Source organism: Cyclobacterium qasimii M12-11B (genome assembly GCF_000427295.1).
GTDB classification, from domain to species: domain Bacteria; phylum Bacteroidota; class Bacteroidia; order Cytophagales; family Cyclobacteriaceae; genus Cyclobacterium; species Cyclobacterium qasimii.
Genome location: NZ_ATNM01000197.1, coordinates 93,289 through 118,197, shown reverse-complemented (window position 1 = coordinate 118,197; position 24,909 = coordinate 93,289). Strand labels below are relative to the sequence as shown.

The window sequence follows — 24,909 nt, the reverse complement described above, 5'->3', positions numbered from 1 at the left end:
ACTTTAGCTCCTTGTAAGAGATTGAGATATGCAGTTGGTGAAGTATTTTTTTGCTTTTTCATCAGTGCTTTTAGCATTGACCAATCCCACGATGGCACAAGAGCAAGAGTGTCTATGGAGAGCTGTCAGTACGCAAAAAGCCATTTATTTTTGGATTCAATGTCAATGTTGGAATCAAGTATTCAGGTACAAGATGCCCATGGAAATAAATTCCCCCATGAATATGACATTAACACAGGCAGACTAACGATCCTTGATGAGGAGAACAGTGCCCGAGATTCCCTTTTGATTTGTTACCGAATATTGCCTTTTACTTTTAATCATGTATTCCAAAACAGGACACTCAAGGAGGACTATGATTCTTTGGCATTTTTCAAAGACAGCCCTCCAGATAAAAAAGCCATTTATGATTTTAGAGAGGAAGTTTTTACTTCCAGTAAGCTCAATCAGTCAGGAAACCTGACCAGGGGGATCTCCTTTGGGAATACCCAAAATGTATTTGTAAACTCAGCCCTCAACTTGCAAATGGAAGGCGTATTGGCAGAAAACCTTAACATCAGGGCAAGTATTACCGATCAGAATGTGCCTTTCCAACCTGAGGGAAATACGCAACAAGTACAGGATTTCGACAATATATTAATTGAGTTGTACAATGATAAAATCAATCTGGCAGGAGGGGATGTTGTACTTCAACAACGTAAGTCTGAATTTTTAAGGTATTATAAAAATGTGCAGGGACTTCAATTTACTTCAGACTATGCGGTCAATGAAAAATGGGAAGCCTCAAGCAGGGTAGGTGCAGCCATCGCTAAAGGGAAGTTTGCCTCCGTAAATTTGGAAGTAAGTGAAGGTGTTCTGGGGCCTTATCGAATAAGAGGGCCTGGAAACGAAAGGTTTGTAATTGTTTTGGCCAATTCGGAAAAAGTCTTTTTGGATGGAAAACAATTAAAGCGAGGCTTTAACAATGACTATACGATAGATTATAACCAAGGGGAGATCACATTCACTCCTACCGTGATGATTACCCAGTATTCTAGAGTGAGAGTGGATTTTGAATATGCTGAACGAAACTTCTCCAGATCTATAGTTACTGCCAATCACATTCAAAAAAGTAAAAATGTCACCTTCTACCTTAATTACTACAGGGAAAAGGACGACCGAAACCGACCATTGTTTACTGAACTTAGTGATGTAGATAAAACCCTTCTCAGTAATGTGGGGGATGATATTTTTTCAGCCGCCATTCCTAGGATTGACAGTATCGCCTTTGATGCAAATAGAATATTGTATAGAAAAGTTACTGCCTTTACGGAAAATGGAGAAGCGCAAACTTACTATGAATACAGCACAGATCCCTCAGTGGCTTATTTTGCAATTAGCTTTACTGAAACTACCCAGGGTTTGGGCAATTATAAAAGAAAAGAACAGTTGGCAAACGGGGTGGTTTATGAATATACACCTCCTTTGAATGGGCTTGCGCAAGGTAATTATACGATAAGTTCACCATTGCCTTCCCCCAACAAAAAACAGATGATTACCACAGGGACGGAAATCAAGTTGGGGAAGTACGAAACTACCTTTGCTGAATTGGCCATTTCAGATCAGGATCAAAACCTATTCTCCGATTTAGACGATGCCGATAACAATGGGTTTGCCTTTAAAGCTGGTTTAAGATCTGAAGGACGAACATTTAAAAAGTTCAAAGATTACCTCTTTAATGGACAAACGACAATTGAATACAATGCGGCAAACTTCACTTTTATAGACCGCTTAAGGTCTATTGAATTTGACAGAGACTGGGGACTGACTGATAGAGGGGAGGATGACAAGGCAGCTGAAAAACTGTATAATATCAATCTTCAATTGGTGAAAGACAATGAAAACCAGGTTTCCTACGACCTGGATTTGAGAAACAGGACAGGGGTGTTGTCTGGAATTCAACAAAGGATTAAACTCAACCAGAAGCTTTGGGATAGACTTTTGCTTACCAATGATTTTTTCCAGTTGAACAGTGAAGTGTTACCCTTACAATCGCGATGGCTGAGGTATCAGGGCGAGATCAAATATCCAACAGCTGTGTTTGTGCCAGGTTATAGGTTTACGGTAGATAAAAACAAGGTTATTGACCCTCAGAATAATCAGGTAGTATCCACAGCGATGAATTTTGAAGAGCATCAATTTTCATTAACTACGAATGATACTTTAAAGTATTCATTTTTTGCAACTGCCAGTTTACGAGAGGACAAAGCAGTAATAGATGATCAACTGAAACCAGACACCAAAGCCTTTATGAACACCTATGGGGTCAAGGGAACATTTGGTGCGCATACTTTAAATGGGTCATTCACTTACAGGAAGTTAACGTTTTTGACCAGAGACCTTCCCGAAGAGACCACTGTAATGGGGAAATTGGATTATCGGAGTGCTCTTTTTGACAATAACTTGTCCAATGAATTTACCTATGCACTTGGGAATGGGAGAGAACTAAGGAGGGAATTCGTCTTTTTACCCGTTCCTACAGGTGAAGGAACTCATACCTGGAGAGATGATAACGAAGACGGGGTGCAGCAATTGAATGAATTTTACCTGGCCATAAACCCAGAAGAAAAGAATTTTATAAAGGTTTTTGTTCCAACAGACGAGTACCTTCAGGCTTATACTACATTGTTTAATTACCGCCTTAGTGCAAAGTTTCCATCCAAATGGAAAAGCGATGGAGGGTTGAAAAAAGTGTTGTCAAAATTTTCAAATAACACGAACTTAAATGTGGAAAAGAAAATCACCTCACGCGATTTCGTGCAGCGGATAAGTCCCTTTCAGGCTGGTATAGCAGACACTTCTTTGCTTTCCTTGCGGCAATCCTTTCGCTCTTCTTTCTTTTTTAATAGGGCTTCCCCCAAGTTTGGCATGGATTTGTCTTTTTTTAATAGCCATCAGAAGCAATTGCTTACCGGAGGTTTTGAGGAGTTGTCTCAGGACGATTGGCGCTACAATGCACGCTTTAATATTGAGACAAAGTGGAACCTTCTATTCTATGCAAATAGCGGCAAAAGGAAGGCCTCGTCAGATTTCTTAGACAATAGAAATTATGATATAGAACAATATACATTGGGGCCAGAAATAAACTTACAGCCGAGTCCCGTATTTAGAACTACCCTTCAATACAGGTTTACTGGAAAGGAGAATATATCCAATATTGAAATGGATGAAAAGGCCCAGTTGCATGAAGGGGCACTAAGTTTTAGGTTGGCAAAAGCCATAAAAACGACGGTGAATGCCCAGGTGAAGTATACGTTTATAGATTACAACGGTACAGTAAATTCACCCACCGGTTATGAGATGCTTCAGGCCCTAACTCCCGGGAACAATACCAGTTGGAGCTTGAGTTGGTTGCAAAAAATAGGCGAGGGATTACAGTTAAACCTTGTTTATGAGGGCCGGAACTCCGAAGGTCTGGACCAGTTGGTACATACAGGACGTATGCAGGTTTCAGCCCTGTTTTGATTAGGCATAGCCATTGAAAAATTGTAGATTTGTAACAGTTATTTTTGTTGTTGTACTAATTATTAAAGCACAAACTAATGTCGAAAAGTATTTTGGTTACCGGTGGTACTAAGGGTATTGGTAAAGCCATAATTCTTGAATTTGCCGCCAAAGGTTTTTGATATTTTTACCTGTAGCAGGAATGAAGGAGAGTTAGAAGCATTGAAAAAATGAGATAGAGGAGCGTTTTTCTGCGGTAAAAGTTTACATAAAGAAAGCAGACTTATCTATAAAAGAAGAGACAAAAGCTTTTGCAGCTTTTGTAAAAAAAATTGCTGTGCCTGATGTTTTAGTAAATAATACTGGTATTTTTATTCCGGGCAGTCTGCATTCAGAGTTAGAAGAGAATTTTGAAAAGACCATGCACACAAATCTTTTCAGCACTTATTATTTGACAAAGGCCTTTACTGAGGATTTCATGAATAGAAAAAATGGACATATTTTTACTATTGGAAGCATTGCAGGATTTACTGCCTATGCCAATGGTGGAAGTTATGCCGTTTCAAAGTGGGCCATGTTGGGATTCACCAAATGTCTACGACAAGAGATGATACCCCATGGAGTAAAGGTGACGTCTGTATTGCCCGGCGCTACCTATACGGCGAGTTGGGAAGGCGTTGATTTACCAGAGAGTAGGTTCATTGATGTCGCTGATGTTGCGGCATCTGTTTGGTCTGCGTATAACCTTTCACCCCGTTCTGTTGTTGAAGAGATAGTAATCCGACCTCAATTAGGTGATATATAATTATGGAATTGAAAACAGTCACAGAGAATCAGCAGTACTGCAATAGTCTTACCAATTACTCCAGGAGGAAAACCATTCCTGTAAGGATTGGAGACATAATTATTGGTGGCGACAACCCCATTGTCGTTCAATCCATGACAACCGTGGACACCATGGACACCCTTGGCTCTATTGAACAATGCATTCGCATGATTGATAGCGGCTGTGAATTGGTGAGAATTACAGCCCCCAGTATCAAAGAAGCAGAAAATCTTCGGCACATTAAGGAAGGGCTGAAAAAACGAGGGTACAATACTCCTTTGGTAGCGGACATTCATTTTACGCCTAATGCAGCTGAAGTAGCCGCTAAAATTGTTGAAAAAGTTAGGGTAAACCCGGGGAATTATGCTGATAAAAAGAAATTTGAAGTTTTAGAATATACAGATTCATCCTATCAGGCTGAACTGGAAAGAATTAGAGAACGCTTTCTTCCTTTGGTAAACATCTGTAAAGCCAATGGAACAGCCATGAGGATTGGAACCAATCATGGCTCATTGTCTGACAGGATTATGAGCAGGTATGGTGACACTCCGCTGGGAATGGTCGAATCCGCACTAGAGTTTTTAAGGATTTGTGAAGACGAAAACTACCACGATATTGTGATTTCCATGAAATCATCCAATACCCAGGTAATGGTTCAGGCCTATCGACTTTTGGTGAATAAACTAGACGAGGGAGGATTCAAACCTTATCCTCTCCATTTGGGAGTGACAGAGGCAGGGGATGGTGAAGATGGAAGGGTCAAGTCGGCTGTTGGAATTGGTGCTTTACTGGAAGATGGCCTAGGAGATACCGTTAGGGTTTCCCTTACAGAGGATCCTGAGTTTGAATCTCCAGTGGTGAAAACACTTATCAACAGGTACGCTACAAGATCTGTAGAATCAGGTATTAAGCCCATCATTAATTATCCAATTGATCCTTTCAGCTACAATAAAAGGGTAGCGGTAGAAGTCGCAAATTTTGGTGGAAGTAATGTGCCCAGGGTCATTACAGATGTTTCCTCCATTGAGCTGTCCCAACCGAAAGACCTGAAATGTACAGGTCATTTTTACCTCCCTGAATTGGACAAGTGGAAAATGAATGACCAGGGATGTGATTATGTGTACTCGGGAGGTAGTCCTGTACCATTTATGCTTCCAAATGGCTTAAAGGAAATATTAACTTATGAAACCTGGGAACAACAAGAGGATAAAAAGAACAAGCTTCCTGCTTTAGGTTTGGAACATTTGAAAAAAAATGTACCCTTACACGAAGCGCTTAATTTTATCCTTGTTTCTGCAGAAACCATAGTTGAGACGATACCTTATTTGAACAATGAACTACCAATGGTAATTCTTTTGTTTACAAATAGTGGGCATCAAATGCAGGCAATAAGAAGGGCGATTGTTTCACTCATAGATGCAAAAATCAATCTACCTGTGGTGCCTAAGGTAAGTTATAAGGATGGAGATGCTGAAAAAACAATGCTGTTTTCAGGTACTGATGTTGGAGGATTGTTGATTGATGGTCTTGGAGATGGCATACTTATAGGTTTAGACAAACTTAAACTGGAAGGCAAGGCTACAATGTTGGAGCAGGTTAAATTGCACAACTCGGTAAGCTTTGGCGTACTACAGGCAGCAAGGACCAGGATGTCCAAAACGGAATACATTTCTTGTCCCTCTTGTGGTAGAACCCTATTTGATCTTCAGGAAACTACTGCCTTGATTAGGAAAAGAACAGACCATCTTAAAGGAGTGAAAATAGGAATTATGGGCTGTATTGTAAATGGTCCAGGTGAAATGGCAGACGCAGACTATGGGTATGTAGGATCTGGAAAAGGAAAAATAACCCTTTACAAAGGAAAAGAAGTGATGAAAAGGTCTGTTCCTTCTGAAAATGCTGTTGACGAATTAATAGACATTATCAAAGAAGATGGACAGTGGATCGAACCTGAAACTGCAGACCATGAATAGTCTCATCAAGAAAATCTGAATTAAGTGAATATGGCTAGTAAATTAAAAGAGTTTTTTCAGTTGGGTGAAGTTGGGGGATACTTTATAAGGGTATTTAAAAAACCTGACCCTAATCAGAAGACCAATTTCAATCTTAGAATGATGCATGGCATTAATAAGATTTCCATATTGGTTTTCCTTGCCGCCTTGATCTATTGGATCATCAAAAGGTTGGCCTGATGAATATTGAAACCTTTAGGGAGTATTGTTTGGGAAAACCAGGAGTAACTGAGGATACTCCCTTTGACCATAATACACTTTGCTTCAGGATAGGGAATAAAATTTTCGCCATTTTAGACATTGACAAATTTGAAAGTGTCAATTTGAAGTGCGATCCTGAGCAAGCCGTCCTATTAAGGGAAAAACATGATGGTATTCGACCCGGCTATCACATGAATAAAAAGCATTGGAACACCGTTTCCTGTGATGGAAGTGTGGCTTCGCCTTTAATTCTGGAATTGGTAGACCACTCCTATGCATTGGTCTATTCAAGCCTACCTAAAAAATTGAAAGAAGAAATCAACGGATGAGTTACCTTAAAATTGAGGGGTTAACCAAAACTTACAATGGTGAACTGAAAGCCCTTGACGCACTGTCTTTGAATATTGCCAAAGCGGAACGTTGGTCTATTATTGGCGCCAGTGGAAGTGGTAAAAGCACGCTGTTAAAGCTGATTGCTGGCATGGAAGTTCAGGATGAAGGTATCGTCTATTTAGAAGGGGAGAAAATCCTAAACCCAGAGCAAAAACTGGTGGCAGGCTATGATGAACTTCAGCTTGTGAAACAGGACAATGGTTTGTTTCCATTGTCTACTGTTGCTGAAAATATCAGCAGACCCTTGCTTCAATATGATAAAGAGTATGCCGCCGAAAGACTTGAGACCTTATTGCAGGTATTTGGCTTAGCCGATAAAAGAGACAATTTCCCCCGACAGTTGTCAGGTGGTCAGCAACAAAAAGTAGCCATTGCCAGAGCGCTTAGCCTTGAACCCGAAGTTTTACTTTTGGACGAACCTTTTAGCTCTCTGGATAGTCTGCAAAAAAGAGGTCTCCTGGATGAATTAAACCTTATTTTTAAATCTTTGGAGATAACCGTCATCATGGTCACCCATGACATACAAGATGCGCTCTTGCTTACGGAAAATTTATGCGTGCTTTCAGATGGAAAGCTATTGCGCCAGGGAAAGGTGAAGGACATATACAAAAATCCTGAAACCGCTTATGTAGCTGGATTTTTTGGGCCCTTAAACCAAATTCCTGGAAAAACCAACCAATACTTAAGACCTTCATCTATAGAAAACTCAACCGAAAAGGGCAAGTTAAAAGGGAAGGTACTATTGAATCGGTATTTTCCGGAATATGACCTCCTTACTGTGGAGGTACCGGGCAAATCCATTCCTTGGCAGATTACTCGAGTTGAAAGAGATATCTCCGAAGGAGCCTCCATTTATATGAGTTGGGAAGAAGATAAAGTTCTGCTCCTGGAAGACATCTAGCATTTCAAAGTTTAAGTTACTTTGAAACCTTCTTCTTTTTCTTGTTCGGTAGCTTCTCTTATCGCAAATACTTCACCATCAAAATGCAGGTTCATGCCCGTTAGCGGGTGATTGAAATCCAAAAGAACTTCCTCTCCAAGATCCTTTACCACTTTTGCCTGCATTGGATAACCATCTTCATCGATCAATGGAAGAAAATTCCCTTCTTGAAGCATCTCTTCCTCAAATCCTTGTTCTTTGTTAAACTGTGCCTTTGGAACAGATACGATGAGATCATCGTCTGGTTTACCATAGGCCTCTTCTACAGTTAGCGTAAAATTAAAACTATCACCTTTCACTTTGTTTTCGAGCTTTTCTTCAAAAGTTTTAGGCAGTCCACTATCACCATATAGGAAATAGAAAGGGTCATCTTGATCTCTGACTTCAACACTAAAAGGCAATGAATCGGACTCTTCATTGGTAACCTTTAATTCGTAGGTCAACCCTACAATGGCATTCTCTTCGATTTTCATACTTTATATTTAAGCTTACAAAGTTAATCTTTATTGATTGGAATTAAAAAATATCCAGCCATCACCCCGATAGTACAGGGAAGTTAATTCAATTGTTTTGCTTACTTTGAGATTCAAATCTGATTTATACAATGTAATGTATTGAAAAGCAGTATGGTCTCTAAGATTAAAAAGGGGCTTTTCCATGACTCGCAATATTTTAAGCGAAAAATAAATACTGTTTAGAATTGGATGCGACCCCTTTACGTAATAGAAAGGACACATTCTTAAAGTTGAAATAATATTTTATAAAAAATCACTCATGATCTCTGTAGCGTTTACAATGAAATTATTGCCTGGGAATGAAGGAGTGTATGAAAAAAGACACAACGAAATCTGGCCAGAGTTAGCTGAACTATTAAAAAAAGCAGGGATTACGGAGTACCATATTTTTCTGGATAGGCAGAGTGGAGTGCTTTTCGCTTTTCAGAATCTCACAGAAACAAACCAAACCAAAGGACTTGCCGAACTTTCAATAATGAAGAAGTGGTGGGCCCATATGGAAGATATAATGGAAACAAATCCTGACCAATCTCCAAAGGTTACTCGTCTGGAGAAGGTATTTAGTTTGTGAAGTCTATCTTAAAACAACAAAAAAATGCTCGTCAGAAATGAAAGAGTCTTAAGTAGTCTGTTGGTATCCATAGCATTTTTGCTAATGGCCTTCTTAACTGGTTGCGATAATAAATCCTCAGCAAATAGCAAGTTGAAAATTGGCCAATGGCCAGAGCCAACTTCGGAATCCAGGCCATGGGCAAGATGGTGGTGGATGGGGAGTGCAGTGGATAAGGATAACCTTTCCTATTTAATGCATGAATACAGTGAAGCTGGAATAGGTGGCTTGGAAATAGCACCTATTTATGGCGCAAAAGGGTTTGAAAATACCTTTTTGGATTACCTTTCTCCAGAATGGATTGCCATGCTACAGCACAGCATCAGCATTGCTGATAGCCTAGGAATGCAGATAGATTTGACCCAAGGTACAGGCTGGCCTTTTGGAGGGGAAATGGTCACTCCTGAGATGGCTGCAAAAAAAATGCGTATTCAGCATTATCGTTATTCCCAAGATAAAGGGTTGGATCGGCCTATAAAGATTGAAGAGAAAAATACCAATGGGAAATCCCATTACCTTCATACCTTAATGGCCTATAAGGATTCAGAATCACCGAAAAACCTGACGGACAGGGTCGCTGTTGATGGTGGTTTAAATTGGAATGGAGAGGGAGACTGGACGTTAATTGCTGTTTTCGAAATACAGACTGGGCAAAAAGTAAAAAGAGCAGCACCAGGTGGAAAAGGGTTTACCCTGGATCACTTTTCTGAAATTGCGGTTAAACAATACCTCGACCATTTTGATAGTGCTTTTAGAGGGGATTTCCCTGGGATCAGGGCTTTTTATAACGATAGCTTTGAAGTGTATGGCGCCGATTTTACTGGTGATTATTTTAATTATTTTCAATCCAAAAGGGGTTATGATATTAGGAATCATCTAGCTCAACTTACCGCCGAAAACCCAGGTGAGGAGGGTCGTCGTTTGAAGTCTGATTACAGAGAGACCATAAGCGATATGCTGCTAGAAAACTTTACCCATCAATGGTCCTCTTGGGCAAAAGGACATCAAAAACTTACCAAGAATCAGGCGCATGGTTCTCCAGGAAACTTGTTGGATCTATATGCGGCAGTTTCTATACCTGAAGGAGAAACATTTGGTTCCAGCTATTTTCCTATACCAGGAATTCGTAGAGATAGTTCAGACATAAGGAATGTGGATCCTGACCCCATCATGCTAAAGTTTGCTTCTTCAGCAGCTCACCTTACAGGGAATAATTTGGCTTCTACTGAAACATTTACCTGGCTTGGAGAACATTTCAAATCCTCTTTTTCACAAGCTAAACCTGAGTTGGAGCAAGCATTTCTTGCGGGCATAAACCACATGTTTTACCATGGAATAACCTATTCACCTCAAGAGGTGGAATTTCCTGGGTGGCTTTTTTATGCTTCTCTTAATTTAAATACGCACAATAGCTTATGGCCTCACCTTAAAGGATTCAATGGTTATGTGCAAAGGGTACAGTCTATTTTGCAATCAGGAATGCCAGACAATGAACTGCTGATGTATTGGCCTGTGTATGATGTGTGGGCCGACCCTGAAGGTTTAGGGAAGACGCTTACGGTACACGGAATTGATGAATGGCTTCACCCTACATCTTTTTACAAGGAATCAAAAAAGCTCATGGAGATAGGTTATGGACTGGACTTTGTCTCTGATGCCCTGTTGAATACTTTGGAGGTAAAGGACCATGTTCTTATTGGAGCAGATGGTAAATTCAGGTCTGCTGCGATAGTAGTTCCCAAGACGGCTTATATGCCTGTGGCCACACTTAAGCAATTGATAGCCTTGGCCAAAGAGGGCGCCCATATTGTTTTTCAGGATAAGCCTGCTGATGTTCCTGGTTTTAAAGACCATGACGGAAGGAAGGTTACCTTGGATAGTATGTGGCAAAGTATACCCCTAAAACCCAACGCACAAGGAAGTGGTGCTGATTTTGGGAAAGGAAAAATATTGGTATCGAAAGAACTCCCATCAGCCTTAGGGTCGTTTGGCATTGAAAGAGAAAAACTCACAGATTTGGGATTGAAGTATATCAGGAGAAGGGTGGGCGAGCAAAAGTACTATTACCTGGTCAATCATACCGCTAATAAAATTAGTGAAATGGTTTCTTTTGAAACAGAAGGTAAAGCCGCAATATTGATGGATCCTGAGCAGGGAACAATCGGCTTGGCAAAGGTAAATACCGGTTCAGGGAGCACAAAGGTTGCCATTTCGCTTTTGCCGGGACAATCCGTCATTGTTCATGTCTTAAATGAGCTGCCGAAAGGTTTGGCGCCCTGGAAGTATGAAGTTCCAGATCCAGAGATTATTGATGTTAGCAACACTTGGAAATTAACCTTTACAAAAGGAGGACCAGCACTTCCTTCAGGTCAGGTTTTGGAAAATCTGCAGCCTTGGACTTCCCTGAAAGGAGAAGACATTGAAGATTTCTCAGGACAGGCCATGTATGAAAGTTCTTTCGAGCTTGGTAGCCTTAATGATAAAGCGAAGTACGTATTGAACCTTGGGGAGGTGTTAGAAAGTGCTAAAGTTTGGGTAAATGACAAGGAAGTAGGGTATGCTTTTAGTATTCCCTTCCGATTGGATATAAGTGACTTCGTGAAAAAAGGTAAAAATACCCTTAGGGTGGAAGTTGCAAACCTTATGGCCAACCATGTCAGGTACATGGATAAAAATGAAATCCTCTGGAGAAATTATCATGAAATCAACTTTGTGAATATCGATTATAAGCCATTTGATGCATCAGATTGGGAAGTTATGCCTTCTGGTTTGGCAGGGCCAGTCAATATTGAAGTGCATGATTTATAACATGTTTTAATTAAATTGTTACTTGAAAAGGAGAGTATTTAACTTTATTTATTAAATTTAAAGACCACCTCCTTTGCGGATTTTTAATAAAAGCCAAAATAACCTGACCCATGATTGAAGTGAAGCCTCTGATCCGTCTTGATGAAAATTCCAGAATTCCCAAATACCAGCAAATAGTAAATTCTATCATTGAAGATATCGAAAGTAGCTCACTTTTGGTAGGGGATAAAATACCATCAATAAATGAAATCAGCGAAGAACATTATTTGTCAAGAGATACGGTAGAGAAAGCCTACAATCAGTTGAAGGCTAAAAAAATTATTCTCTCTGTAAAAGGAAAAGGTTATTATGTAGCCAAGAATATTTCTACCTCAAAGGTAAGGGTCCTTTATCTTTTGAATAAGCTGAGCAACTACAAGCTAAAAACATACAACTCTTTTATAGATAGTCTGGGGACCGATGCCCATGTGGATCTTAATATTTACCATTGCGATCCAAAATTGCTTAAGAACATTCTCACCGAGAATATAGGGGCCTACGACTATTATGTGCTTATGCCTCATTTTAAAGATGGAGATAACGGCCATTATAATTTCGATGAGGAAGTAATGGAATGTGTGAAAGAAATTCCCTCCGATAAATTAATCATAATGGACAATCAGATTCCCGAATTAGGGGAAAAAGTTGCGTCTATTTTTCAGGACTTTAAAGATGACATTTACAACGCATTGATTGAAGGCATTTTTCAGCTTCAACAATACGATAAATTAATGCTGGTGTATCCTACAGATATCCTGTACCCTTATCCAAAAGAGATTCTGAAAGGCTTTCAGCAATTCTGCAGTGATTTTGATTTTGACCACGAAATATTGGATAAAGTTTATCCGGAAATGGAGCTACGTCCCAAGGATGCATTTATCGTGATTGAAGAAAATGACTTGGTTAATTTGGTGAAACAGGTTAGAGAGCAGAATTTTGAACCTGGGAAGGAGATCGGGATTATATCCTACAATGACACCCCTCTAAAAGAACTTTTGGGCATAACGGTAATTTCTACTGATTTCAAATTAATGGGAGAGACTGCGGCTTATATGATCAAAAAGAACAAAAAAGAGTCCGTCAAAAATGTTTTCAAATTCATCAATAGAGGGTCTATTTAGTCAGTTTAAATTGATACTGATTGTGTTGCCCAATTTTCTTAATACTTCAATAAAATTTCATTTAGTACTGTTTAAACCCCATTGAACTGAAAATCAATGGAGGTTATTTGATTACCTATTTCTATGGAAAAAAGCAAAAGTTTGGTAGATCGCCTCAATGCGGTCAATGAGTATGAACAACAACCCATTCCCAATAACAAACTGAAAGGTTGGAGAAGTTTTTTAGGCACCTATGCAGGTGAACATACAGCGGGTACTGAATTTGTAATTGGGCCATTGTTTGTAGCCCACGGAGCAAGTGCAATTGATTTAGTGACAGGACTATTGATAGGCAATATCCTGGCAGTATTAAGCTGGGCTTTTCTGACGGCAAAAATCGCTGTCAAAACAAGGGTAACCCTTTATTATTTATTGGAGAAAATTGCTGGTAAAAAATTCACGTTAATATATAACCTTGTCAATGCAGGCCTTTTCTGTTTTCTGGCAGGTTCTATGATTGCTGTAGCGGCTACGGCGGTAGGAATACCTTTTGACATGGCCATGCCACAGTTGACGGATGTTTATCCCAACAGCATGGGCTGGGTGATAACCGTCTTTGTGGTGGGAGCCATTACCACATTGATCGCTATGCTAGGTTTTGATCAGGTTTCCAAATTTGCTATGGTCGCTTCCCCTTGGATGATCATGATATTTATTGCTGCAGCATTGGCTGTCCTTCCAAGGCTTGGAGTAACCGAAATTGGATCATTTTGGTCAGTCGCAGAAAGTACGATCTGGACAGGGGTTCCTTTGGATGGACAAAGTAAATTTGGTTTTTGGCACATCATGTTTTTTGCCTGGTTTTGTAATATGGCCATGCACATAGGGATGGCTGATTTGTCATTACTGAGGTATGCCAAGAAGTGGGAGCAAGGGTTTTCGTCTGCAACGGGTGTGTTTTTAGGGCATTTTATTGCCTGGATAGCCTCGGGTATTTTGTATTCCCTATTCCTTATCGAATCTAAAGGTAGTCTCACTTTTGCACCTGGGCCGATTGCGTACAGTGCAGTGGGTGCTGCTGGAGCAATTTGTGTGGTGATCGCTGGCTGGACTACCGCCAACCCGACACTTTATAGAGCAGGCCTGGCGATACAGTCGATCAATCCAAAATGGAAAACATGGAAAGTAACCCTGTTTGTAGGTCTATTTACTACAATTGCCGCTTGTTTCCCAGCTTTGGTCATGCGTTTGCTGGAGTTTGTTGCCTTGTATGGGTTGATTCTAATGCCTGTTGGCGCTGTGATTTTTATTGATGTTTACTTACTGGAAAAGCTAGGACTAAAATCCAATTATGCAGAAGTTAAGGGAGTAAAGCTTAATTGGGCCGTAGCCATTACTTGGGTAATTACCTTGAGTTTGTGTGTGTTAATTAACAAACTTTTTGGCGTTGAAATCTTCTTCCTTGGGCTTCCAGGCTGGTTTATAGCTGTTGTAGTATATGTTTTGGCAAGTAAATTGATTCAAAAGAAATGAAACTATTATTGAAAATTATATCATTTATAGGCCTGGGTTTATGTATTGTACCGGCCATTTTAGTGTTTGGGGAACATATGGAGGCATCTACCTGTAAACAACTTATGTTTTTGGGAACGATTATGTGGTTTGCCACTGCTCCTTCCTGGATGATAAAGAAAGAAGTGCCATCTGATGATTGAAAATATTTCTCAGGTGATTAGTTAATCAAAATATTGCATCAGATAAAACAAGCTTATGTAAAATTTGATTGTTGATTTTTGTTTTAGGCAGAATAAAATTTTTACTTTTGCGAAGTAGTTGTTAAATTAGTTAATCTTTTAGAATTAATTTAACAACTACTTTCCTAATGAAATTCAGGGACCTACGCATTTGGATCTTCATTTTTGGTATCATGCTGTTAATAGGTGCCTATCTTTACCAGCATTCCAAAACCAACCAAAGTCAGCTTGAATCTCAGGGGATAAAAGCTATATTTTTAGCCAAGCACAATTTCCTGGATTCCTTTTACAATTACCATGTCCAATTAGAGGGGTATTTTAAAAGGAATTTTTATACCTGGGGAATGGAAGCCGAGGAGGATGCCGCTTCTCGTATGGTAAATATGATTGATAGAAATCCAAAATTTGGCATTGAAAGAATTCAAAACTTTACGGATGATCTCAGGCCAGAGCCTCAGATGTTTGCTGAGGATGGAATTTCACTTATTCAAAGAGACACTTCTTACCTGATTTATGTCAAAGGTTTCAGGTTTTTCCTTAATGATAAAACTAAAATGGGTGATCAACCTGTTTTAAACTATGATTCGCTAAGAATAAAAATTAAGAAAGAACTTGGCAATGCCCTTGCCCAGGATACATTGTCTGGAAGAGCTTTTGAAATAGACCATTCGGTTTCGGTAAATGATTTAATGGTGGGCAATGTCCAAAGTTTGTTTTTCGACAAGCTTTTTATTTTGGATCAAACGGGGACGGCCATTTACCCTAGAGACCTGGCAGGTCTTCCCGTAGTGAATGTAGATTCTTTAAGTCACGAGCAAACTGTTGGCGAAAGGGAGTTAGACCTACAGGTGTCTGGGAAGCTATACAAGGGTTTTCTATCACCAGCAGTGATTGGAAATCAAGTTTTTTATTTACTAGGGGCCAAGGATAAGTCAGGGTTTGAAAGTGTAGCACTTAAAATTAATTTCAAAGTTCTAAGTGCTTTTTTAACGCTTTTGATCTTGATTTTTGTCTCTATTCCAGTCATCAGTATCTTTAATCTTGGGGATGGGGATGTTCTGACCAAGAAAAGAGTGATGGGTTTGGGCCTGTCATTGATCTTGGTGATGGTGATTTTAGGTTTCTTTTTCTTCTCCCTATTCCAGAATTATGACAATGAGCACACCTCTGAAAACAATCTCCAAAACGTAAAATATGCCTTCAATTCAGAAATTCAACAGTTAATAGAAGGGCTTGAAATTTTTAAAGAAGAAATTGAGGATGGTCAGATCCATACCAATCAGCCAGAGGATGCACACCATGAGGAGCAGGATGTTAACGAATTTTTGGAGTTTGATTTAGAGGGGAACATTCTAAAGATGTTGATTCCACAAATGTCTTCTTTCGAAGGCCCTATTGATTTTGGTAATTTCCCCTTTGTTTCCATCGCAAATAGAGATTATGTTAAAGAACTTCGGAATTTAGATCCAGAGCAAGGCTATTTTATTAGCGCACATTCCTCCAAGTCTACGGGAGAACTTGAAGGTGTGATTAGCAAAAAAGAAGGAGAACAGGGTTATGCTTTGACTTTTCATTTGGATTCACTAGTGCCTAAGATTAGCAAGCATCATCGATTTTTCGTCTTCAAACCGGATGGCAAGGTTTTACTTATTAGTGAAAAAGTTAACATTCCCATTGATAACCTTAATCAGGGTATAGGTGAGGAAAAATGGCATGAAATCCGAACCTTAATTGCCAACAATAAAAATGCAGGTGATGATAAGGTCTGGAAAACCCCCATTTATGTAAATGGACATGAGTACCAAGCTTTATTAAGCCCTATCTCCTCCGATTCGTTTGTCTCAGAAAACTGGGTGCTTTACCTGGAAGACACGAACCTGCAACATGCTTTGCATTCACTGGCTTCCCTCGAAGGGATAGCTGTTTTTGGTCCCTACTTAATGATTTTATCATTATTGGGATTATTGACGCTGGTTACACGTAAATCAAGTATTTACCTTGCCTTTGAAGACTTTTCATTTGCCTGGTATAGCCCATCTCCTAGAAAGAGATTGAGATTTCTATGGCTCAATAGTATTCTTTTACTTGATATATTTCTCTTTCTTATTATTTACCTTTTTCTACCATTAAGCATATTCAAAATATTCCTCTGGTCCTCCCTTTTTGCCATTCAGTCAGGGACATGTAATTTTCTGCTTTTGGCTACAGTTGGGAAGGATAAAGCAAAGAAAAACATCAATGCTTTTTTAGTAATGGTGATCCTGCTATGGGTTATAATGGCCTTTCTACTAGGTTACCTTTCTTTCTTAAGCCATAGTGGAACGATGTATTTTATATTTACCCTTTTCATTTTATTGATGATCGCAGGCATGCAGATACTGTGTTTTTACCTCTACCAGACACAAAAATTTCCTACCGTTCGCTTTAGCAAATGGAACAAAACAAAGATGCTATTTAAAATGCACCGAAGGTTTACTGATTTTTGGACCAAATTAACAGGTTCAGCTGTAGATAAACGGGTTTTTGCTATCAACCTTCTTTTATGGTTGATGATTGTTGGGTTTTTGCCCGGTTATTTCATTCACCGACAAATTTTTAATCAGGAGAAAATCATTTGGGAATATGTAAGCAAAGGCGATATTGAGGACGAAGAGCAAGTTAAATTTTTGCCAGAGGGATACATGAGTTTGATCAAGATTCATGAAGAATTCAGAAGAAATAATTTTGGAAGATTTTCAAATCAAGATGATGAATTGATCACCAATTTTATCGCAGCTCCTCAGCAAGCATTAATTGAAGCCTTTAATACCACACCTGGGATAACCTTTGGGAAACTGAGTAAAGGTATTGGGCTTTGGGATACCATTCGATCAAATTTATTTTTCTTATTGGTTCTACTGGTGATACTCATTTGGCTATTTAAAATGATAATGGTTTTGGGGAATAAAATTTACCTCATCGATTATCATTTTACAAACGCTTTTGGACTATTGCCTAAGGATACTGATAAGCAAAAAAATAGTTTCGTTATAGGTGTAGATGCGTCCAAGTCCAAGGAGTGGATATTAAAACAGTTTGGATTTGAATCCGAAGAGGTGCTGACGGTAAGATTATTCAGCGGGAATGAGTTGGACATGCCAGAATTGAAACCAGCACACAAAGGAGTAATCCTTGAAAATTTCCACTGTCTGGGAGATGTTGAGATGCTTTTGAATACCATGGTGGCTTTTCAAAAGAAGTATTGCAAGGAAAGTGTAAAGTTATTTGTCACCTCTGGAAGGCCGCTTCAGGAGATATTACCAAGCAATATGCCCAAACAATCGAGGCTGTTGATTACCGAGATCTTTTCAGAATATCTTTTTCAATATGTTCCTATAGACTTTGAAAACCAGAAAATCACCCTTCCTTATTTTGGTGATGGGTCAAAATTCAGCGATGAGGAGGCTAAAATTAATTATGATCTAAGAATGAAGAGTCAATTGTTTAATGATGAAAAAACACATGGTCTAGCAGGCGAAATTGAATATGGTCCCAATGGCAAAGCTATCGCTTCCCTTATTACCGAGGAGATTTCAAGAGACAAGCTTGACATGCCTTTGTCCCAAGAGAGATACGAGAAATGCGTATTGTCTATACAGCGCTACAACAAAGCTTACTATATGAACATTTGGGCAGAGTTAAGTCTAAAGGAAAAGAAAATGGTGTATAACTATGCCAAGGAGGGGTTCATTAATTTTTTCAATAAAGAGACAATGACAGCTTTAATCCAAAAAGGGTTGGTAAAGATGAATCCGGCTATGGACAGTTTGGTTTTGTTTTCTGATAGTTTTAGGAACTTTGTTTGCGTCTATATAAGTGATGAAGAAGTTGCCCGATTTAAGCAAGATGAAAGTAAGTCCGGAAATGCGAGAATGATTCAAGCAGCGGTCTTCAGTTTTGTTTTAATTTGCATTGCATTGATCAGTTTCTATGACCCTAATATTCTAAATGAGACCTCGGCTTATATTACTGGTTTCCTTGGAGTTTCGGGGACTATTTACAGCATTTTGGCAAAAGGGTTTGGCAAAAGTACACCAACTGAGAATCAATAAATTTCAATTTCAGTAATTTTGGTACTTTAATTGTTACATTCTGAGAAATCGCATAATATTGCAATAGAGTGTTTGGTGCTTTTTTTAACAAAAGGAATATTCTTCTGTCTTCTATTTTTTATGATGCTATTTATCATAAAAAAGTACAAAAAAATTGTGAATTCTGGACTGATTCTATACATTTGAGAATGAAGTTATTAATCATTGGCTGCAAAATCTACAATATGGGATAAAACTCTACGTTATTTAAATATCTGTTTTATGAGTATAAGGGTAGGACCTAAAGACAGTGAATTAATTTCACAATATAGGAATGGTAGTGAGGTAGCCTTCGAAAGGCTGGTTGATAAATACAAGACCAAAGTCTATACTACAATTTTGATGATAGTAAAAGAGCAGGGTGTAGCTGAGGATCTGTTACAAGACGTATTTGTAAAAGTCGTCCAAACACTCAACTCTGATCGCTATAATGAAGAAGGTAAATTCCAGCCATGGTTAATGCGGATAGCACACAATTTAGCTATTGATCATTTTAGAAAAATGAAACGCTATCCTATGGTGGTGATGGAAGACGGGTCAAATGTTTTTAATACTTTACATTTTGCCGAACAGAATGTAGAGGATGTGAAGGTAAAGGAGGAGACGTATGCTTTGGTTAGGCAGTTGATTGAGGAATTGCCTGAGAGTCAAAAACAAGTTTTGATCATGAGGCATTACATGGATTTAAGTTTCCAGGAAATTGCAGAGCAGACTGGAGTGAGCATAAATACCGCCTTGGGAAGAATGCGTTATGCCCTTATCAATTTACGAAAGAAACTCAAACAAATAAATATTGCCTATGACCAAATCTTTTACGACAAATGACCTGATAAGGTATATTTATCAGGAAATGGAGGAAGAGGAGAATGATCAATTGGTGCAACTCTTGCAAGATGACCAACAGCTAATGCAGGAGTACATCGATTTGCTAAGCACAATTGAAAAATTGGATATCGTCCTGATCGAACCTTCCGATAGCATTATTAACGCCATTAAAAAAAGGCACGGTCCAAAGGACTGGAAAAAGTATAACACCAACAACAGTATATTTCCTGTCGTTTCACCAAAACGACAGGAATTTTTTTTGCAATTATCCCAATCCAAGGAGATAGGGATATTAGTATCAAATTTAGTATTGCCAATACTAAAAAATAAAGACCTTAGCAAGTGAATTAGAAATGTATCCCCGATTAGGCAATTTGGGTATTAAAGTAAAAGATTGTCATGTTAAAAAAAGAACGTTATAAGGCATTTGTCGAACATTTTTCAGAGAATATGCCTGTGGCTGAGACTGAATTGAAGTTTGAATCGACCTTTCAATTGTTAGTGGCAGTAGTATTAAGTGCCCAATGCACTGATAAACGTATAAACATCGTAACCCCACCACTTTTCAGAGACTTCCCTAGTCCTGAGCATTTGGCAGCAAGTGATTTTGATCAATTGTTCCCTTATATCAAAACAGTCTCTTATCCAAATAACAAAACCAAACACCTTTTAGGTTTGGGTAAAATGCTAGTAGAAGATTTTAATGCTGAAGTTCCAGATACTGTTGATGAGCTTATTAAACTTCCTGGTGTGGGTAGAAAAACGGCCAATGTCATTACTAGCGTTGTGTGGAATCAGCCAAATATGGCGGTAGACACCCATGTATTTAGGGTTTCAAAGAGATTGGGACTAGTAGCCCAGAAAGTCAAAACCCCATTGGAAGTAGAAAAAGACCTTGTACGGCATCTACCAAAAGAGGTGATTCATAAAGCGCATCATTGGTTAATCCTACACGGTAGATACGTGTGCTTGGCCCGGAAGCCCAAATGTCATGAATGCAGTATCACTGAAATTTGCCGGTATTATGAAAAAAATCGCAACGAAATAGAATTTGAGCAAGTCGCCGCTAAAAAAACGACTACAAAATAATGTGTGGAGTACATTTGTTGGTAGACACATCTGCTACAGATGAGATGGCTATTGCCAATATGGTCGAAAGTTGCACTCATCGAGGGCCAGATCATAGCGGAATTATAAAAGTCACCGATGGCGTATTTCTGGCATCCAATCGATTGAAAATCCTGGATTCAAGGGATGAAGCCAATCAGCCTATCACGAATAAGGAGAAAAGTGCTTTCTTGTCATGGAATGGTTTTTTGTACAACTTCCAGGAGTTGAAAAATCAACTCATCAGTGAGGGTGTGATTTTTAAAACGCGTTCTGATGGAGAAGTATTGTTCCAATGGTTGCTCTTAAAAGGAAAAGAAGGCATTAAGCATCTGGAAGGGATGTTTGCCTTCGTCTTTGTCGATATCAATAAAAGTGAAATCCTTTTGGTAAGGGATCCGGTAGGGATGAAATCCTTGTATTACCATCACCATGAAAATAAATTAATTTGTTCTTCTGAAGCACTTTGCCTTGTCCACTCCGGAAAGGTTGATGCTAGTATTGATGCTCAGCAGGTGCTGCCTTATTGGTACCTGAGAACTTCTATGCCCACCGCTTCATTTTTCAAAAATGTCAAAGAATTATTGCCTGGACAAATAGCCATTTTCGGTTTAGATGGAAGTAAAAAAGAAGTAACAAAATTCGCCGTAAATGTGGCTACTGGCTTAAACAGTCCAGTACCTAATCAAAAAATATTTAAACAATGCCTTGTTGAGGCCATTCTCAAACATTTTACAGCAGAAGTGCCTGTGGGAATGATACTAAGTGGAGGTGCGGATAGTTCGCTTTTGTACCATATTTGGTTCAAAGAGACTGGAATTCCACTGCCGACCTATACGATCGGTTTTGACTCTCCTTATCGGGGCAAAAACAGTGATGCAGACTTTGCTGCCAATTTGACGAAGAAGTATGGTGGAGGTAACCAGGAGATTAAAATAGGACCTGCGTTTTTTTTACAAACATGGGAAGAATACCTTTCCCAGTTGGATCAGCCTGTAGGAGACAGTGCGAGCTATTTGACATGGCTGATAGCCAGGGAAGCTAAGAAAAGGGTGAAAGTACTCGTCAGCGGTGTTGGTGCTGATGAGTTGTTTGGTGGATACAATAGGCATATGGCTTTCAAAACCTATCTAAAAAGGCCAAATTTGTGGCATGGCGTATCTCAATTCCTTCAGGATATGCCTTTATTTAGCAGAAGTCAGAAAAAGTTTTTGAAGGGTATTCATAAGAATCCTGACCGTACTTTTATTAATTTTGCAGCCCTTAATCCTGTTCCTGAAAAATTAGGGAGGGTGTTGGAAGACCACTATCCTAAATCAGGTAGCAATTATAAAAATGCATTGGCCTATGATCAAGCATTTTATCTGGTACATGATTTGTTGAAAATCCATGACAATGCCTGCATGGCACATGGGATTGAAGGAAGGGCGCCATTTCTAGATTGGACATTGGTGGCCTTGAGTAAGGAGATGAGCGAGGAACAGTTAATTACTACCACACCTAAATCCTGGATAAAAGAAATATTGATAGCCGAGGGACTTGGGAATATTGCAGAAAGAAAAAAATCTGGATTTGGTCTCCCTATTAAGGAGTGGTTCCTTCATCATCCTGGTTTTAGAATTAAAATGAGTTCGGCGATTTTAGATTTTGGCAATAAATATGGAGGCTTGGTTCCTAAGGAATGGCAATCCCTATTAAAACATCCTGAAAACCATATTCAAGACCATTATTTGTTGTTATTTAATGTGTTTCTACTTTCAGAGTGGATCAATAAAAACACCCAATGAGAATAATTTACATCCATCAATATTACCTAAGACCAGATCAAGGAGGAGCGGTGAGATCTTATCATCTCGCTCAAGGACTTGCTAAGGAGGGCATCAAGGTGGAGATGATTACTGCTCACAATGAAAAATCTTATAAAGTATGTGAAGATGGAGCAGTGAAGGTGCATTACCTTCCGGTCCCCTATCGGGCTGAGTTCTCTGTATGGGAAAGGATTCTGGCATTTTATCGCTTTTATAAACAAGCCAAGAGATTAATTTCAACACTGGAATCACCAGATTTATTTTACATTTCTTCTACTCCGCTTACTACTGGATGGATAGGTGTTTGGGCAAAAAAGACCTGGAACATCCCTTTTGTTTTTGAAGTCAGGGATCTTTGGCCCGAGGCTCCAATACAGGTTTTGAAAATCAGGAATCCAATTGTTAAAAAGCTACTGTATCGAGTGGAGTCTAAAATTTACCAGGAGGCAGACAGAATTGTATCACTCTCTCCGGGAATTCAGAACTATATTAAATCCCGTTTCCCTAAAAAGAGGGTAGCGTTAATCCCTAATTTTTCTGACAATGTCTTCTTCATGCCAAAAGACTTGGCTGTTGAAACCCGAGATTTTGCCAAGCAGCCATTAACCCTTTTATATTCTGGGGCCATTGGAGAAGTCAATGGGCTTGATCAGTTCTTAGACCTGGCTTGGGAAGCATTGAAATTAGGTAAAAACTGGCGTTTTGAATTGATGGGGGACGGAAATGCGCTAGAAAGGCTAAAGAAAAAAACATGGCGGTTGGCATTAACCAATGTCTTTTTATTGCCTTTGCTAATAAAATAGCCGTTAAAAAACAATTGGAAAATGCAGACCTGGCTTATATTTCTTTCCTGCCTTTAAAAGCATTGGAAAGCAGCAGTCCTAACAAATTTTTTGATGCTTTGGCAATGGGTTTACCAGTCGTTGTGAATTTCAAAGGTTGGATTTATGAGCTTATATTAAAAGAAGGTATGGGCTTTTTTCACAATACCGCAGATGTCACGTTATTAATAGAGGAGCTGGAAAAACTAGAGAAAAACCCATCCCTCCTTAATCAAATGGGTCAAAAGTCTCGGGAAATTGCAGAAAATAATTTTGATAAAAAGGAGGCACAACAAAAGTTGCTTGCCTTCCTGGTTCAAAAGAAGCAGCCTTTAAAATCAGCTTTGCCTAAATATAGCTGAAAAACACAGTCCTTTTTTAGACTAAGGCCTCCTGGGTTTGTACCCTGAATTTTTAAATATTAGTCGTGCATCATCTTGCTTCATCAGCTCCATAAGGTTTAAATCATTATTGGATTGGTAATCATCTACGATATTCCAACCTATCCATCTTCCAATTCTTCCCGGTGCATCTGGACTAATAACATCCGTGAATGGGGCTTCACCAGTATACTTTCTAATTTCAAATGGATTGGTTTCAAACAACAATTCATTTTCAATAAAATGCCCCCAAATCATTTCTTCATTGGCGTAGCTACCAAGGATTTCGTCTGTTTCGTAACCAATAATTAATTCATCAGAAGTGCAGGGCAGTATAGTTTTGGTGAAGTGATAGGATTTGCCGTAATAGATCATTTCAGCTAGAAGGCTACGGTCTGTAAGCTTTGTTTTATTAAACTGAGAGGAGATGGCTGTAACGATGGTTGGAACAAGGTGGGCTTTGTTGTACCTTTTTAATATGTAATACGGCAAGTCCACAGGCTGGAATTTATGATCATTAGGCAGAAAGTAGTCCAATCCAATCACTATTACATCTTCAGTGACGATTAGGTCACTGCCAAAGCCACTAACAAAAGTGTAAACTGCTGGCACTTTATAGTTGGGGTAATGGTATTTTATTCCAGCAAAAGCAATCTCCAAATCATTTTTGATATCACTAATGTCTCCAAAATGAGCTTTTACTTCCTGGTATAACTCCACCATTCCACTGTCCTGATGGATCAAAAGTAACTCATCCGCCAGTTGATCTTGATTCTCAATACCCATGTTGGCAAACATAGCTGTTGTAAACTGGGGATAGGATTCCAGGTTTGACATCATTTTATCTTTGCTAAGGTCTCCAAAGAATAAATCCTCCATTCTCAGAATATCTAGGGAAGCAATATTTTCCTTATAACCAGAAGGGATTTCACATTCCTCATTGGATCGGTTACATCCAATTTGAATAGCAATTGGTAATAGAACGGTCATTAAAAATTTGAATCGTTTCATGCATGCAAAGTTAGGCAATAGCGCTTAATATGTTTAACAATTGGTAGACATCATTGAATCAGCTTAAAAATATCAGGTAATGAGGTTAACAGAATGTCCATCCCTGAATTTTCAATAGACAAAATGCTTTATAATAAGATTTAATT

20 protein-coding genes and 1 pseudogene are annotated in these 24,909 nt (G+C 39.0%); 18 read left to right on the top strand and 3 right to left on the bottom strand.

Annotated elements, in window-relative coordinates:
• The first annotated feature begins 21 nt into the window (after window positions 1-21).
• The 6 genes and pseudogenes from ADICYQ_RS24475 to ADICYQ_RS24450 all read left to right on the top strand — a co-directional run bounded on the left by ADICYQ_RS24475 (window position 22) and on the right by ADICYQ_RS24450 (window position 7,816).
• Window positions 22-3,504 carry a DUF8818 domain-containing protein gene (locus ADICYQ_RS24475; protein ID WP_235114900.1) on the top strand — a complete coding sequence of 1,161 codons (3,483 nt, stop codon included), beginning with the start codon at window positions 22-24 and terminating at the stop codon, window positions 3,502-3,504.
• A gap of 77 nt (window positions 3,505-3,581) precedes the next feature.
• A pseudogene (locus ADICYQ_RS24470) lies at window positions 3,582-4,288 on the top strand (SDR family oxidoreductase).
• Between the two features lie 2 nt (window positions 4,289-4,290).
• Window positions 4,291-6,282, top strand: a complete 1,992-nt coding sequence (gene ispG, locus ADICYQ_RS24465; RefSeq protein WP_020888417.1) for a (E)-4-hydroxy-3-methylbut-2-enyl-diphosphate synthase — start codon at window positions 4,291-4,293, stop codon at window positions 6,280-6,282.
• Between the two features lie 30 nt (window positions 6,283-6,312).
• Window positions 6,313-6,501, top strand: coding sequence for a DUF6728 family protein (locus ADICYQ_RS24460; RefSeq protein WP_020888416.1), 189 nt, complete (start codon window positions 6,313-6,315; stop codon window positions 6,499-6,501).
• Entirely contained in the window at window positions 6,501-6,851 is a 351-nt protein-coding gene (locus tag ADICYQ_RS24455; protein WP_020888415.1) for an MmcQ/YjbR family DNA-binding protein, read from the top strand. The genes ADICYQ_RS24460 and ADICYQ_RS24455 overlap by 1 nt, the downstream gene beginning before the upstream one ends.
• Window positions 6,848-7,816: an ABC transporter ATP-binding protein gene (locus tag ADICYQ_RS24450; protein WP_020888414.1), complete on the top strand. Its 969-nt coding sequence runs from the start codon at window positions 6,848-6,850 to the stop codon at window positions 7,814-7,816. Before ADICYQ_RS24455 ends, ADICYQ_RS24450 begins: the two co-directional genes overlap by 4 nt.
• An 11-nt stretch (window positions 7,817-7,827) precedes the next feature.
• Here the strand turns inward: ADICYQ_RS24450 and ADICYQ_RS24445 are convergent, their stop codons facing one another.
• Window positions 7,828-8,328, bottom strand: a complete 501-nt coding sequence (locus tag ADICYQ_RS24445) for an FKBP-type peptidyl-prolyl cis-trans isomerase (protein WP_020888413.1) — start codon at window positions 8,326-8,328, stop codon at window positions 7,828-7,830.
• Window positions 8,329-8,358: 30 nt separating this feature from the next.
• Window positions 8,359-8,514 (bottom strand): hypothetical protein, encoded by a 156-nt coding sequence (locus ADICYQ_RS27500; RefSeq protein ID WP_020888412.1) that lies wholly within the window; start codon window positions 8,512-8,514, stop codon window positions 8,359-8,361.
• Window positions 8,515-8,629: 115 nt separating this feature from the next.
• On the opposite strand from ADICYQ_RS27500, the gene rhaM reads away from it, so the two are divergent.
• The 12 genes from rhaM (at window position 8,630) to ADICYQ_RS26425 (ending at window position 23,734) form a co-directional block, all read left to right on the top strand.
• Window positions 8,630-8,941, top strand: a complete 312-nt coding sequence (gene rhaM / locus ADICYQ_RS24440; RefSeq protein ID WP_020888411.1) for an L-rhamnose mutarotase — start codon at window positions 8,630-8,632, stop codon at window positions 8,939-8,941.
• Between the two features lie 24 nt (window positions 8,942-8,965).
• Entirely contained in the window at window positions 8,966-11,788 is a 2,823-nt protein-coding gene (locus ADICYQ_RS24435) for a glycosyl hydrolase (protein WP_020888410.1), read from the top strand.
• Between the two features lie 110 nt (window positions 11,789-11,898).
• Entirely contained in the window at window positions 11,899-12,948 is a 1,050-nt protein-coding gene (locus ADICYQ_RS24430; RefSeq protein ID WP_020888409.1) for a GntR family transcriptional regulator, read from the top strand.
• A 123-nt stretch (window positions 12,949-13,071) separates the two neighbouring features.
• Window positions 13,072-14,460, top strand: a complete 1,389-nt coding sequence (locus ADICYQ_RS24425) for a purine-cytosine permease family protein (RefSeq protein ID WP_020888408.1) — start codon at window positions 13,072-13,074, stop codon at window positions 14,458-14,460.
• Window positions 14,457-14,642, top strand: coding sequence for a hypothetical protein (locus ADICYQ_RS24420; RefSeq protein WP_020888407.1), 186 nt, complete (start codon window positions 14,457-14,459; stop codon window positions 14,640-14,642). The genes ADICYQ_RS24425 and ADICYQ_RS24420 overlap by 4 nt, the downstream gene beginning before the upstream one ends.
• 167 nt (window positions 14,643-14,809) lie before the next feature.
• The gene (locus tag ADICYQ_RS24415; RefSeq protein ID WP_020888406.1) at window positions 14,810-18,772 is read left to right on the top strand and encodes a hypothetical protein; all 3,963 of its coding nucleotides are present in this window, start codon (window positions 14,810-14,812) and stop codon (window positions 18,770-18,772) included.
• Between the two features lie 261 nt (window positions 18,773-19,033).
• Window positions 19,034-19,636 carry an RNA polymerase sigma factor gene (locus tag ADICYQ_RS24410; RefSeq protein ID WP_020888405.1) on the top strand — a complete coding sequence of 201 codons (603 nt, stop codon included), beginning with the start codon at window positions 19,034-19,036 and terminating at the stop codon, window positions 19,634-19,636.
• Window positions 19,611-19,982, top strand: a complete 372-nt coding sequence (locus ADICYQ_RS29175) for a hypothetical protein (RefSeq protein ID WP_020888404.1) — start codon at window positions 19,611-19,613, stop codon at window positions 19,980-19,982. The genes ADICYQ_RS24410 and ADICYQ_RS29175 overlap by 26 nt, the downstream gene beginning before the upstream one ends.
• A 53-nt stretch (window positions 19,983-20,035) precedes the next feature.
• Window positions 20,036-20,725 (top strand): endonuclease III, encoded by a 690-nt coding sequence (gene nth, locus ADICYQ_RS24400; RefSeq protein WP_020888403.1) that lies wholly within the window; start codon window positions 20,036-20,038, stop codon window positions 20,723-20,725.
• Window positions 20,725-22,530, top strand: a complete 1,806-nt coding sequence (asnB, locus tag ADICYQ_RS24395; protein WP_040418085.1) for an asparagine synthase (glutamine-hydrolyzing) — start codon at window positions 20,725-20,727, stop codon at window positions 22,528-22,530. The genes nth and asnB overlap by 1 nt, the downstream gene beginning before the upstream one ends.
• Complete coding sequence (locus tag ADICYQ_RS24390) at window positions 22,527-23,354, top strand: glycosyltransferase family 4 protein (RefSeq protein WP_020888401.1); 828 nt, start codon at window positions 22,527-22,529, stop codon at window positions 23,352-23,354. The genes asnB and ADICYQ_RS24390 overlap by 4 nt, the downstream gene beginning before the upstream one ends.
• A complete protein-coding gene (locus ADICYQ_RS26425; protein WP_152520527.1) occupies window positions 23,303-23,734 on the top strand; it encodes a glycosyltransferase family protein in 432 nt (143 codons plus the stop codon). The genes ADICYQ_RS24390 and ADICYQ_RS26425 overlap by 52 nt, the downstream gene beginning before the upstream one ends.
• A gap of 21 nt (window positions 23,735-23,755) precedes the next feature.
• Here ADICYQ_RS26425 and gldB read toward each other — a convergent pair whose 3' ends face one another.
• A complete protein-coding gene (gene gldB / locus ADICYQ_RS24385) occupies window positions 23,756-24,763 on the bottom strand; it encodes a gliding motility lipoprotein GldB (protein ID WP_040418084.1) in 1,008 nt (335 codons plus the stop codon).
• Window positions 24,764-24,909 lie beyond the last annotated feature (146 nt).